Origin of the sequence: Sphingomonas palmae (assembly GCF_900109565.1) — a bacterium.
Taxonomy (GTDB): Bacteria; Pseudomonadota; Alphaproteobacteria; order Sphingomonadales; family Sphingomonadaceae; genus Sphingomonas; species Sphingomonas palmae.
Genome location: NZ_FNZZ01000002.1, coordinates 132,297 through 144,970, shown reverse-complemented (window position 1 = coordinate 144,970; position 12,674 = coordinate 132,297). Strand labels below are relative to the sequence as shown.

Annotated in this window: 9 protein-coding genes; 4 read left to right on the top strand and 5 right to left on the bottom strand. The window is 65.4% G+C overall.

What is annotated here, in order from left to right; genetic code table 11:
* Positions 1-42: 42 nt before the first annotated feature.
* Both BMW51_RS05290 and BMW51_RS05285 read right to left on the bottom strand, forming a co-directional pair.
* On the bottom strand, positions 43-1,170 hold the full coding sequence (locus tag BMW51_RS05290) for a DNA N-6-adenine-methyltransferase (RefSeq protein WP_093004151.1): 1,128 nt from the start codon (positions 1,168-1,170) through the stop codon (positions 43-45).
* 666 nt (positions 1,171-1,836) lie between these two features.
* Positions 1,837-3,000 (bottom strand): IS110 family RNA-guided transposase, encoded by a 1,164-nt coding sequence (locus BMW51_RS05285; protein ID WP_093004149.1) that lies wholly within the window; start codon positions 2,998-3,000, stop codon positions 1,837-1,839.
* Between the two features lie 423 nt (positions 3,001-3,423).
* Here BMW51_RS05285 and BMW51_RS05280 point away from each other — a divergent pair, with 423 nt between their 5' ends.
* From BMW51_RS05280 to BMW51_RS05265, 4 genes are read left to right on the top strand one after another with little or no spacing between them, the layout of a single operon-like run.
* Positions 3,424-5,457 carry a S8 family serine peptidase gene (locus BMW51_RS05280; protein ID WP_093004147.1) on the top strand — a complete coding sequence of 678 codons (2,034 nt, stop codon included), beginning with the start codon at positions 3,424-3,426 and terminating at the stop codon, positions 5,455-5,457.
* 21 nt (positions 5,458-5,478) lie between these two features.
* Complete coding sequence (locus tag BMW51_RS05275) at positions 5,479-6,192, top strand: hypothetical protein (RefSeq protein ID WP_093004144.1); 714 nt, start codon at positions 5,479-5,481, stop codon at positions 6,190-6,192.
* Positions 6,193-6,204: 12 nt separating this feature from the next.
* On the top strand, positions 6,205-6,681 hold the full coding sequence (locus BMW51_RS05270; protein ID WP_093004142.1) for a hypothetical protein: 477 nt from the start codon (positions 6,205-6,207) through the stop codon (positions 6,679-6,681).
* 38 nt (positions 6,682-6,719) lie between these two features.
* Positions 6,720-7,115: a lysozyme inhibitor LprI family protein gene (locus BMW51_RS05265; RefSeq protein WP_093004140.1), complete on the top strand. Its 396-nt coding sequence runs from the start codon at positions 6,720-6,722 to the stop codon at positions 7,113-7,115.
* A 349-nt stretch (positions 7,116-7,464) separates the two neighbouring features.
* Here BMW51_RS05265 and BMW51_RS05260 read toward each other — a convergent pair whose 3' ends face one another.
* The 3 genes from BMW51_RS05260 to BMW51_RS05250 are packed head-to-tail and all read right to left on the bottom strand — an operon-like array spanning position 7,465 to position 12,280.
* Complete coding sequence (locus BMW51_RS05260; RefSeq protein WP_143051802.1) at positions 7,465-8,208, bottom strand: DUF3223 domain-containing protein; 744 nt, start codon at positions 8,206-8,208, stop codon at positions 7,465-7,467.
* Between the two features lie 9 nt (positions 8,209-8,217).
* Entirely contained in the window at positions 8,218-11,370 is a 3,153-nt protein-coding gene (locus BMW51_RS05255; protein WP_177171541.1) for a DEAD/DEAH box helicase, read from the bottom strand.
* A complete protein-coding gene (locus tag BMW51_RS05250) occupies positions 11,363-12,280 on the bottom strand; it encodes a hypothetical protein (protein WP_093004134.1) in 918 nt (305 codons plus the stop codon). Before BMW51_RS05250 ends, BMW51_RS05255 begins: the two co-directional genes overlap by 8 nt.
* Positions 12,281-12,674: the final 394 nt, after the last annotated feature.

Sequence of the window (12,674 nt, the reverse complement as noted above, 5' to 3'; positions counted from 1 at the left end):
ACCGACATCTCGATCTTCGTGCCGCGCGACCGGATCTGCTTCTCACATCCCGGTTGTCGGCTGTGGCTGTCGAAGACCGGGTCGCGCGCGCTGCTGCTGCCGCAGCCGCATGTCCGCGGCAGCTTCCGCCTCGCGCCGGCGGAGATCGTCCACCTGTCCTTCAAGCCCGCCGACGCCGAGCAGGGCATCGCCCGCGCCGAGGCGCGCCTGCGCCGGCTGGTCGAGCGCGGCGTCGATGTCGCAGGCCGCGTCGTCATCAACGACTGGCCGATCTGGCAGTGAGGCGAGCCCGCGTGAGCGGGCCAGCCAATACCCCTCAGCTAGTTCCGCCCAGCGCGCCCGCTGCTGCGCCGAGGTGCCGAACGCCACCAGCATCAACGAGAAAGGCGTATGCTGCGACCGGCCGCGGATGTCGGAGAAACGGACCCGGCCCAGCAGGAGGAAGATGTCGGCCTGGACGGTCAGCGTCTCGTGGAACCAGCGGGAATCGGTGCGCGCGGGGACGAGGCAGACGATGCTGCCCACGTTCCCGCACGACCATTGCTGATGCGCGTGCTTCAGCCAGCGCAGCGCCTGGGAAAAGGGCGGATTGACGAAGGCGAGCCCGCCCGACCAGTCGTCGACGAACCCGTCGCCGCCTTCCTCCAGGAGGATGCGGCGCTTCGCGATTACGGGGCTCAGCGCATGACCGCACGGGTCGAGGTCGATCGCGCCGAACGCATCGTTGATCCTGGCCAGGAACTCGGGCGGCGTGAAGCGGATGTCGCGGTCGGCCTTGTCGCCTTCGCCCCAATGAGCGCGCTCCATGGCGCGGCGGCGGGCTTTCGGCGCAATCACGGTCAACAGGCGGAGCAGGCTCGCGACCGATCCACTGCCGCCTTCGAGACTGGCGACCGTCGTGCGCGATATCCCCGCGCGTGACGCCGCCTTCTCCACCGTCCAGCCACGCCGAAGCCGGCTGGCGCGCAGTTTTGCACCAAGGGTGTCGCCCGGCCCGACACCGGTCAGCCGGAAGTCGGTCGCGGTCATCACCGCGACAAGGGTCTCGACCGAACCGACGCCTCGTTCGAGCCGCTTGATCTTCTGGAGCGGCACGCCGAGGCGTGCCGCTAGCGTGGATTGCGACACGCCCGACGACCTGCGGGCCTCGATGAGCGCCGCGATCAACATCAGATACCAAAAGGGTTCATATCCTGGTCGATATGACCAGCCGCATGCGCCCGGTCAATACTTGGCCGGATTGTGAGCGAACAGGCTCCAATACTTCGCGGCAACGCACGACGAATGTCGTGTGCTTGCGACAAAAGTAAACGTCCCTTTACCATGTCAACAATACCCGACATCAGGTCGCGACGATTTGCGTTGCCGACAGGCAGGCAGATCGCTTAACCTGCGCCCGCTCACCAGCAGGTGGGCCGGGGCGTGAGAACCCTGATGACAAGTAGCCGTATGCCCGGTCGAACCAGTTTCGGCCGGGAGGCGGACGCGTATGTCCAGGGCCTTTGGGCCTAAAGTCTCTAGCTGCTGCCCCTCGGTGTGAGGGATATCCCGACTTCTTCTACTACTTCATGATCTGCTCCTTCGCGGATCTTTGCAAGATCACCCGTCATCACTCCCGGAGTGCAACAGTCTCTTCGCGGTCGGGCGCGTGGTATGGCCGTTGGGCCTGTCGCCTGCCGCAATATGGGCATTCACGTGCAAAGGGTGGAGCTTCAACAAGCGTCACGAGGTTGTCGCCACCTCACCTTTAGGCCCGAAGTCTCCTGTCCCTCCGCCTCCCGGGAGGACGGTTTCGCCGCTCTTGTGCGGGCGAACCTGGTGTGAACCTGGAATTGTCTATGCGGTAGCACGCGCCTGCATCAGGTCGCGGTGCGGCCCCACGTCGGCGGCCTTGGCCATGAAGTGTGTGCCGTCGCGCCACAGGCTGAACATCACGATCGCCAGCTTGCGGGCGAGTGCGACCTTGGCCTTGTTGAAGCCGACCCGCTTGCTGAGCTTCATCCCCCAGTCCTTCAGCGTGCTGAACGACTTGGTGTTCGCCAGCATCACGGTCGCGGCACCGACTAGATGCGTGCGGGTCAGCTGGTTGCCCATCTTGCTGATCCCGCCATGTGTCAGGCTCTCGCCCGACTGGTAGACGCGCGGCGTCAGGCCGAGATAGGCCGCGACATCGTCGACATGCCGGAACCGTGTCGGGTCCTCGATCGCGCTGTAGAAGGACAGCGCGGTGATCGTGCCGATGCCGGGGATCTCCATGAACCGCTTGCACACCGGACTGGACGCGGCGAGCAGGTCCAGCTCGCGCTCGATCCGCCCGGCCTCGATGTAGAAGCGCTCGCACAGATCGAGGAGCGGGATGATGCGCGGGCGCAGGTCGACGCCTTCGGTGTCGGCAATGAGGCACAACTGGTCGATGGCCCGTTCGCGGAACGTCGCCGGGCTGTCGCTGCCGGGTTCGATCCGCCCGCCATAGACCCGGACCAGCCCGCGGATCATCGCCTCGGTCTCGCGGCGCTGTTTGACCAGGCGGTCGCGCATGATCAGCGACGCCCGGACCTCGAAGCACAGGTTCGACTTGACGTAGACCTCGGTCAGATAGTCGCGGCCGCTGCGTGTGATCTCGGCAATGCCGCGCGCGTCGTTGGTGTCGGTCTTGTTGCGCTTCACCGACAGCACCCGGTGGACCTGGAGCGCATCGAGCACCGCCACCTGGAAGCCCTGCTCGCGCAGCTTGCCCGCTAGGTGCGGCGACAGGCCGCCCGTCTCCATGCCGATCAGCGTTACGTGCGACTTGAAGTTGCGGCGCAGGTAGCGGCCGATCTCGGTCGCGTGGCTCTTCATCGACACCTGGTGGACCACCGCACCGTCGACATCGACCACGCATACCGCCGTGCTCTTGAACCCGATGTCCAGCCCGACCCAGAACCGCGCTGCCGCCGGATCCGCCTCCGCCCGCGCCATCGCCGCGACATAGGCCGGCGCCACGATCTTCTTCGACATGACCTGCTCCTTTCCCGTCACCGTTGACCGAAAAAGGATACGCCTCCCGCCGTCGCCTGGGCAGCAGCTAACCCACAAGCGTTCGCGCTCGTCTTGTCACGGGTTCTCAACTTCCGGCTTTCGGGCCGGCACCGCCTCGCAAACTGGGGCGGTGCCGCCGGCTGGAGCCGACCGGCACCGACGCGAACGGGGGTTCGGGCGTTGGGTGCAGAGGGACGGAAGCGCGGGAGTAGCGCGCGCATAGCGAACATGTCGGTGATCTCGGCGGGACTGTTGCTGGCCGCCTGTGGCGGCGGAGGCGGCGTCAACTCAGGCGGGTCAACCGCACCGCCGACAGCGACTCCGGCGCCGACGCCCGCACCTAGCCCGGCTCCCTCGCCGACAACATCTGCCGAAAGCGCCGAATACAAGGCCTCGGGCGCCGTGGTGATCGCCAAAGCGGCTTACGCCTATGACCGCGGCATCACCGGCAAGGGCGTGACGATCGCGGTGCTCGACACCGGCATCAATCGCACGACGCCAGAGTTCGCCGGGCGGATCTCGGCGGACAGCACCGGCTTCGAACAACGCGTCGCGCGCTGCGGGAGCTGCCCGGCGGAAACGCTCGCGCCCTATGCGATCGACGACAAACAGGGCCACGGCACGACCGTCGCCTCGGTCGCCTTGGCTGCGCGCAACGGATCGGGGCCGCAAGGGCTGGCACCCGAGTCGACGCTGCTGGCGCTCAAGATCGTCGGGGCCGACCTCTCGGGCCAGACCGCCGGCAGCACCGGCCCGATCCCCGATAGCGGCAGCGCAAACGCGATGCTGATCGCGCCTGCGATCCGCTATGCGGTCGAAAAGGGTGCGTTCATCAGCGTGTTGTCGCTCAACGGCTTCGGCACGGGGCAGATCGCGCAGGACCAGCGCGCCGCGATGGATCAGGTACGGCTCGCCGACCGGCTGCTGGTCAACTCGGTCGACAATGCGACCGGGCAGGACAGCTTCACCGGCCAGTTCGCGGAGAACTTCGTCGGCACCGACCGCGCCAACAAGGACTGGTTCCTGTTCGCGATCGGGGTCGATCAGAACGGCAACCCGCGCAGCGCCAACGGCAACGCCGGGCCGCTCGCCGACCGGATGCTCGCGGCCGGCGGCAACAACGTCCAGGTCGTCGACAAGGACGGCAACGTGGTCAGCGTCACCGGCAACAGCTTCGCCGCGCCTGCGGTTGCGGGAGCGGCGGCGCTCCTGAAGCAATATTGGCCGCAGCTGGGCGGCAAGGCGATCAGCCGCATCCTGCTCGACACCGCCACCGATGCCGGGGCGCCCGGCGTGGACGCGGTCTTCGGCGCGGGCATCCTCAACGTCGAGAAGGCGATGCAGGCGCACGCGCCGGCTTCCTCTTTCGCTGCCGCTGATGCGGTGCTGACGCGCTTCTCGTCGCTGACGACCTCCGCGCCGTTCGGCGGATCGGCCGCGGCGGCAACGCTGACCGGACAGGTCGGCGTCATGACGGTGTTTGACCGCTACGGCCGTGACTACGGGATGACCGGCTCGGCCGGCGTGCGCGCTCGCGGGTCGGGTCTGCTTGCCGGTGCGATGGTCACGCAGACGGATGTGTCGTGGCGCGCGGCACAAGCCGAGGCCGCGCGCTTCGGCTTCGCGACCAACGTCGGCGCCTATTCAGGGCTTCGTCCCACCGTGCCGGCCGTCGTCTCCTTCTCGCCCGCCGCCGGACAGCAGGTGACGCTCGTCACCAACGTCGCCATCGGCGGCGGAAGCGGGCTGGCGAATTCGCCGCTGCGCGGTATCGCGTCGATGCCGGTCGGCAGCATGTCGGCATGGTCTGGAGGGGGCTGGTCGGCCTCTTTCTCGAGCGGCACGTCTCGGGACGGGCGTCTTCGGCAACAGGTCATCGGCTTCGCCATGCCGCTCGGCCTCGGGGTCGAACTGTCCGACCTTGCCGAACGCGGTCAGGTGCTCGGCATGCGCGGCGACGCGACGCTTGGGCTGGCCGGCGCGCGGACCACACTAGCGACGGTGACCTATCGCCATAGGCTGGCAGGCGTCGACCTGACCGCGCGCGCGACTGTGTCCTCGACCCGGGCGTCGGGGGGCTCGGATTTGTTGCGTTTCGGCGGACCGCTTATGGGTAGCGCCTTCGCGCTCGAAGGCGCGCGCGGCCTATTCGGCGGCCGCGCGACGCTCGGCATGTCGTCGCCCCTGCGGGTCGAGCGCGCCCGTGCGATGCTGCTGGCTCCGGTGTCGTTCGACCTCGTCAGCGGTGCGCTCGCGACCCGCACTGTCGCGGTCGATCTCGCCCCGGATGCTCGCGAACTGGATCTCGAACTCGGCTGGGCGACCGCGCTCTCGCCCACGTCCTCGCTGCGGTTCGGCGTCGCGCGTGCCTTCGACGCAAGCCATGTCGCGGGCGCGTCCGACACCGCCGGCTTCATCGCCATCGCCATCCGCTGACCGAAACAAGAAGCAGGAACCATGAAGAAGATGTTCGCCGCCGCGGCCATCGTGATCGCCGCCACCACCGCCGCTGGGACGCCGGCTGCGGCGACACCTCCGGCCGTCAATGGCGTGGAGACGCCGGCATTTCCGCTCGACGTTGCCGGGGTTAGGCTCGGCATGTCGGCGAGCGAGGCACGCGCCGCGCTGGTGAAGGCCGGCTATGCGATGCCCGCGACCAACGGCGTGAGCTATGGCCCGAGCTTTGCGGCCCGCGTCCGCGCGGAGGCGGCGCAGCGTCGCACCGGTGCCGCCACGTCGCCGGCGATGAGCGATCGGGTGATGACACAGCTTCAAGGCGTCGGCCCGAACCGCGAGACGATCACCGTCAGCTTGACCGCCGCGCCCGTCGGTGGGTCGACCGTCACCAGCGTCTTTCTGACGATGCCGCAGGACGTGATGAAGGGCGACGCCTTCCTGCGCCAGGTCGTCGCCAAATACGGCAAGCCCGACGGCAGCCGCGACCAAGGCATGACGCTCGCCTGGTGCAGCGCGCCGCTCAAGTCCGTTTGCGGCTCAATCACGCCGTTCCAGCGTCGGCCCGGGGCGCTGCCGAACCTTACGGCGTCGGTGGTCCACAACGACAACACCATCCGACTGCAGGACGGCACCGATCAAGACCGCGACCGTGAGCGGGCCTTTGCCGCGGCCGTCGATGACGCCGCGCCCAAGACCGACCGCGCGGCCTTCTGAGGGCGCACAATCATGATCGCCTTCATCGGAGCCGTCGCGATCGTCGGGCTAATGATGCTGGTGGGCGTGCTCAACACCAACTGCTTCTTCCGCGCGCTGCCGCTGATCCTGCTGCTGTGCGCGCTGTCGTTTGTTGCCGCGAAGGTCGCGAAGGTGACCCTTGGCCCGGATTGGACGGTGTGGGTCGGGACTGGCGCGCCTGCTGCGCTGCTTCTGTGGGCGGCATGGCGGCCGGGATCGTCAAGCGCGAAGCTGTGGATCATGAGCGGCGCGTCGTTTGCGATGAACAGCCTCAAGTGGCTGGCCGTCATCGCCTGTGGGCTAACGCTGCCGGCCAACGGCTTCCACCTCGACGTGTGGCTGACGCGCGGATGGCCGTGGGCGGCGCTGGCGGTAGCCGCCTGGGCCGTGCAGGTGTTGGTGGACCGGGTGACGATCTGGTCGATCGCATGGGAGCCGGATGCGGCTGGTCGGGTCGAAACATTATAGGTCGAAGCGCATCGACTGGCCGTAGGGGAAGGAGAGATATGTCGATCATCATCACCGCGTTGCTGCTGGCCGCCGGAAACCCATGCGACGGCTCGACGACGCGGGATGTCGAGCAATGCCTCGCCGCCGACCTCAAACGCGCCGATACCGAGCTCAATCGATATTACGCGGCGGCAACGAAGCGATTGACGGAGCAACAGGATACGGTCGCGCTGGCGAAGCTGCGCTTGGCGGAACGGGCGTGGATCGCCTACCGCGACGCTGAGTGCGAGGCCGTCTACGAGTCGTGGGGCCAAGGCACGATCCGCGGTGCCATGAATTTGGGCTGCCGGATCAACCTCACTAAAGCTCGCACCGCAACGATCTGGCGAAACTGGCTGACCTACTCTGATAGCACGCCGCCCATCCTGCCGAAGCCGGCCGAAGCCGGCTGATAGCTGGCGAAAATAAGGGGAAGGCCAGACGTGCGTTTATGGTGGAGAGCTGACTGACCGCTTTCGGGCGGGGGGGGGGGGGGGGGGGGGGGGGGGGGGGGGGGGGGGGGGGGGGGGGGGGGGGGGGGGGGGGGGGGGGGGGGGGGGGGGGGGGGGGGGGGGGGCGGCAGAAGCGGACCTTCGTTCAGCCGAACCGAACTGGCAGCTCTGCGCCCCAATTCGGTCGTGGGAGGGCGCTGCCACGGGTGCCGAAAGCGGTCATTCGCCCAGGATTGCGATGAACGCCGGCTAGTGGCTGGGAAGCGATTATTCGATTGCAATAATGGCAACCGTAGCCGGTGGTAGGCGCTTAAAAACTAAGAGGTCTCTTCGGAGGCGTGGATCGTCCTGCACGCAACTTATCCGCCGAGGCATCTTTGGCCACGATGCGTATTTGTGCGACGCCGTGATGATAGCGCCTGAACGCCTCCGCCGCGATCGGGTCTTCAAATCGCGTAATCGTCTGTGCGTCGTTTGGCTTGGTGATGACACCGGTCGGTAGTTTCTCGGCCCAACCGTTAGCGGTGCGAAAGCCATTCACGATGTCGCGGATTGGCATCATGACGTAATCGGCGCGCGCCTGAGACCGTTCGATGCGCGCGCCCGTTGCTTCGCATTCGACCGTCCCAGCGGGGTCTCCCCAGGTTTCGAAATGGACGCGTTTGGCCTCGTTCAAATCGTCAGCGAGCGCTACGCGGCACGCATCGGAAAATTGCTGCGCCTCGGTCGAACCCTTGGCGGCGACCGCCTTGATGATGCTGAAGTCGGTTTCGCTATTGTTCTGCCGAACGGCCCAAAAGCCGACATTCGCGCCCCCGTTTGTGCGGTTCAGGCGTGTCTCGAAATGCAGAATACCGGTGCCGATTTTCGAAGGACCGTCTTGGATCGCCTCGTCATATCGCTCGAGCAGGCTCAACAGGTCGTCATGATCGGCAGGATCGTCGATCGGCGTGTTGAGCGGATACCGCCACCGCATGTCGAGGAAGTGAGCCTCGGCCGCACCGCGGGATACGAAGGTCTTGCCGTTGGGGAGGGTGAGAGGTTTCGTCGGCATCGGCAAGCGTCAGACCGTTGACGCGCCGCCAACGGCACGAAGGCCCTGAGCGTCACGCCAGACCTGCCGAAGGTCCTCCGCCGACACCAGGCCATCGACGCGCGATCCCATCACGGCGCCGCGCCAGACCTCGATCGAACTGCCCTCGAGGAAGCTTCGGAAGCGCATATTGTCACCGGGCTTAAGAACGCCGTGCCGTGCGTGATATTGGGCGGCAATGCCGGTCGCTGCCTGACGAGGCACGCCGAACATCGATGCCAAGACCGCGCCCGGATCATTCACGCCATACTGGATATAGGCCGGCAACATCCGGCGCTCGTCATCGGGCGACTGCTGGTCGCCGGTCATCATGTCGCGGCCGCGCAGATAGGCATGGGCGCCCCACGACACTGTCTGCGAGACCTTTCCGAAGACATATTTGCCCGCTTCGCGAATTCGCTCGGCCTCGTCGCTGCCCGTGAAGGCGGGTGCGATCTCATAGATCGCCGCGCCGTTCATCCATTGATGGACGACGTCGGCGACGAGCTGGGTGTTGATCGCCCCATGTCCTTTCTCGAGCGCGAGCGACAGCTCTGGCAGCTTTACCAACGCGTCGATTAGATGCTTCAAGCCGTCACGCGCCTGCAATTCGGAGGCGTCGCCGCGCGTCAGGACCGGATCGCTACCGATCGAGGCGTAAAGCTCATCGAAGCTGAAGGAGGCCAGTCCGGTCTGGTCGGCCGCCTTCATATAGCCGGACTGCTTGCCCGACACTTCGGACACGTAGCGCCGCGCCAACCGCATCAACGCGTGGCGCGTCTCAGCCGACTTTCCGGCAAGGCTCGCCGTGACTAACCGCTCGAGCTCGGTCTGGGTCTCGCGAACGCCGAGGCTTGCGACCGCATGGCCCAGATACTGAATGAAGGGACGTATCCCCTCGTTGATCTTGTAGGTCCATTTGATCGTGTCGGATTCGTTGATCCGGCCGATCGCGCTGGTGAGCGCGGAATCGATCCGTTCGCTCAAATAGGTGGTGTAGCGTTCCCAGTCCTCGCGATGCTCGGGATTGGCGAAGACGACGACGCCTTTCTCGGACAGGCCGACACGACCTGCGCGCCCGGCAATGTTCCAGAACTCGCCCGCCGACAACGGCCCCGAGCGGGGCTTCGTGACCGAATGGATGACGACGCTCGAAACCGGGAAGTTCATGCCCTGGGCAAGCGTTGTCGTGGCGGCGATGAAATCGAGCACGCCGAGCGTCGCGAGCCGCTCGACGAGATACCGCAACTCGCCGCTCAAGGCCGAATGATGAAAGGCAACACCACGGCTGAGACATTTGACGAGATCGCTATTCGTCCCATAGTCCGCGGTTGCAAGGGCAATCGCGACCCTGAATTCAGGAGGGGCTGCAGCTGCATCCACGATTGGGTTGGTGGCGGCCATCGAAAGGGCGGCGACCTCGGCGTTGAGCCGCGAGCCCGGGAACATCGCCAACGATGGGCCGAAAGCTCGGAGCCGTTTGCTCAGGATCACGGCGTTCGCCCGCGCCGACGGCGGTTTCATTTCCTCGCGCTCCGCTTCGGTCAGCGGCAGCCGGGTCGAACTGATCGCATTGCTTGGGCGGTGGGGCTCCTTCCACTCGATCTCGATCGCGCGCGTGCTCCCGCGTCCGGTGAGCTTGGTCAGGCCGACAATCAGTCGCGACGGCCGCCACTGGACGCCGACTTCGTGGCTGCGCCCGGCGCTCAGCCAGTCGGCTACGTCTCTTGCATTCTCGACAAAGGGCGTGAGCAACAGGAGACGGATATGCGTGTGCTCGCGGCGTAGATTGGCAAGCAGCAATTCGAGGCGAACGCCGCGTTCGCCGTCCTTCAAAAGATGCGCTTCGTCGACGATGATCAGGCGCACGCCGGTGAACCAGTCGCTATGTGCACGCAAGAGCAGATCGAGCTTCTCTGGCGTAGAGACCACGACGCCTTTCGCCTGTTCGAGGAGCGCCAGCTCGAAGGGATCTTCCTCGAACGCGCCGCCGGCGGCGGTGACAAGAATATCGAGATCCGAAAGATCGGCGCCGAGCGTGCGCTTGACTTGGGTCGCGAGCGCCCGTGTCGGTGTCAGATAGACGATCTTGGCATCTTCGTAACTCGAAACTGTCTGGACGGCCGCCAGTTCGGCCATCAGAGTCTTGCCAGAGCTGGTCGGCATCTGCAGCACGATCGCGTCCTGCCGCGGGTCGAGCAGGTTGTTGCTGAGCGCTTCCTGCTGCGAGGGGAGCATGCTGTAGATTGCACCCTCCCGCGCACTCATGTTGCGGATGAGAGCGTCAATCTTCTGGGTTATGTTGAGACCGTTCGACCAGATCGAATCCGACCGTAGCTTAGCCGCGATCAGCGCGATCGACCGCGTCCATGTCATGAGTTCGGGGTCGGAAGAGAGCTCGGCGTATTGATGTGCCTTGTTGAGCAGCATCTCGAGCTCGGTTTGCACATTGAGCGTCTGTCCGCGCTTGCCGCGCACTTCGCCATCGAGCAAATAGCTGACGATCGCGACGGTCGCCTGCGCGGCATGATACAGTGCGAGGAGGGTGAGCGCGGCCTGATCTTCGCGCGGTGCTTCCGCCAGCCAGTCGCGATCGGCGCCGGCCTGGAGCTCGGCGAGCTTGGCTATCAAGGCGCGAGCCGCCTCAATATCGTGCCGATCGCGCTGCCGCGCCGTCAGGATCAGTGCGCGAGACACCGTCGCCTGCACGCGCAGCGGCCAGGCAGTGCTACCGCCGGGGTCCTTGAGCAAGGCATCGATGGTGCCGAGCCCGAGCAACTGGCGCAGTTCGGTCGGGCGGCGGGCCGCGAGTCCGGTCGCCGTCAGGAGCAGCAGATCCCGCATCTCGACCGTTCGGCGTTCGATCGCGGCGAAAATATATGCCTGCCATTGCTCGAAGACACGCTGGCTGCCGTCAAGCGCTTCGCGCGCAAGGCGGGGCTCGGCGCCGAACAGGCTCGAGCTAAGATCAGTCGAGGCGAGCAATGCCTCGTAACCGAACAGCGCGCCTACCTTCAGCTCGATCAAGTCGGCGCTCGGAGGCTTTCGGCTGGCATCGAGTATGGCCTGGAATGCGGCATCGTCGAGCGCTGACACCAACGTATCTAGGTGGCTGGCGTTGAGAATGTTTTTGACGTCAGTCATGCTGGCGTGCCGCATCCATAGCGGTTCGGCCGAATTTCCCCAGCTCTGCGCCCAGCGAAAGCGTCATGCCGCGGGCCTTGGCATGACCAAAACCGCTCGTGGCGGCTCTCAACGTTGAGAGGTCGTCGAGATCCGCATCGACCAGCCCCCGGATGATCACGGGCGCGACCACCAGATCGGCGACCTTACCAGTCTTTTCGAGCTCGATGACCATTTCGAGCAGCGGTGAGCGATATTGAGTATCCTTGCAGCGGAGCACGCACGCCATGAGGAAACCCTTGAGTTTCTCGATCTCGGTCGTGACTTTTCCGCATTCGACGATGAGCTTCGCCGCCTCGCCAGGGGGGCGCTTGTCGTCGTCCGTTCCCTTGACCTGAATAAGGACCAACGCGAGCTCACCGGTAGATTTGTTCATCACGCTCCAGCCGTCGAACCCGAGAATCGGCTGGTTGCGATTACCTTTGGTAGCATGAAGGGCCGGTGGTGTGGCCATGCCGAAAACGGCACTCAGCGCTTCGCGCGCGATTATTTCGGTGGTCTCCGATCGGTAATTGGTGAGGTGGACGGGCTTGGCGCCTTCGGCCCCCGGATCGGGCAGCGAGGCCCGGAAGGCGTTGATCAGATGATCGGTCTCGAAGCCGCCGATGCCCTCGGCCGGATTGGGGACGTTGAGAAGCGGTTCGTTTTGGGCAAGGTCGCGGATTTCCTGCTCGCCATAAGCGGCGCGGATCGCATCCACCGCATGGCGTAACATGCCATCGTCGAGCGCGTCGATATCGCATGCCTCGAGAACGACCGCCCATTGATGATCGTCGGGATCGGTCGTAACGACGTTGTTCGAGTATCGTTTCACTGGCCCGCCCACGAGCGATGGCTCGCATACAGCTTGCAGCAGGTCAATCGCGCCCATCTCCAAAGTTCAAGCATTGCGTCCGGTTTGGTCGCAGACGCAAACTCCGGATTTCGCGGCCGTGTAACGCGATCGACGCGCCTCGCTAACTGCCCAAATCAGCTTCATTAGTGATGATGCCAAAAGATGTCGGACCGCTTTCGGCGCAGTAGCCGCCATCCTGGCGTCCCGCATGCCGAACGGCTGGAAGTGGGCCGGTCGCAGCCTGGCAGCTTCCGGGCGGCAGATCGCGCAAGGTGGACATTGGCTTTGCTCGCTGGTCGAGCTGCTAAGACCCACGCGCGAGAGATTGCGAGCATTGCCAAATGGCTCCGCGCACCTTTGTAATCTCGAGATCGCTTGGCTAGATCAGTTCGTAATCCAAGACCGCCTCAGACCGGCGATGCGTACGCGG

Coding starts and splice junctions, on each gene's coding strand:
- BMW51_RS05290 (WP_093004151.1), bottom strand. CDS start 1,170: ATGTTGATCGCGGCGCTCATCGAGGCCCGCAGGTCGTCGGGCGTGTCG.
- BMW51_RS05285 (WP_093004149.1), bottom strand. CDS start 3,000: ATGTCGAAGAAGATCGTGGCGCCGGCCTATGTCGCGGCGATGGCGCGG.
- BMW51_RS05275 (WP_093004144.1), top strand. CDS start 5,479: ATGAAGAAGATGTTCGCCGCCGCGGCCATCGTGATCGCCGCCACCACC.
- BMW51_RS05270 (WP_093004142.1), top strand. CDS start 6,205: ATGATCGCCTTCATCGGAGCCGTCGCGATCGTCGGGCTAATGATGCTG.
- BMW51_RS05265 (WP_093004140.1), top strand. CDS start 6,720: ATGTCGATCATCATCACCGCGTTGCTGCTGGCCGCCGGAAACCCATGC.
- BMW51_RS05260 (WP_143051802.1), bottom strand. CDS start 8,208: ATGCCGACGAAACCTCTCACCCTCCCCAACGGCAAGACCTTCGTATCC.
- BMW51_RS05255 (WP_177171541.1), bottom strand. CDS start 11,370: ATGACTGACGTCAAAAACATTCTCAACGCCAGCCACCTAGATACGTTG.
- BMW51_RS05250 (WP_093004134.1), bottom strand. CDS start 12,280: ATGGGCGCGATTGACCTGCTGCAAGCTGTATGCGAGCCATCGCTCGTG.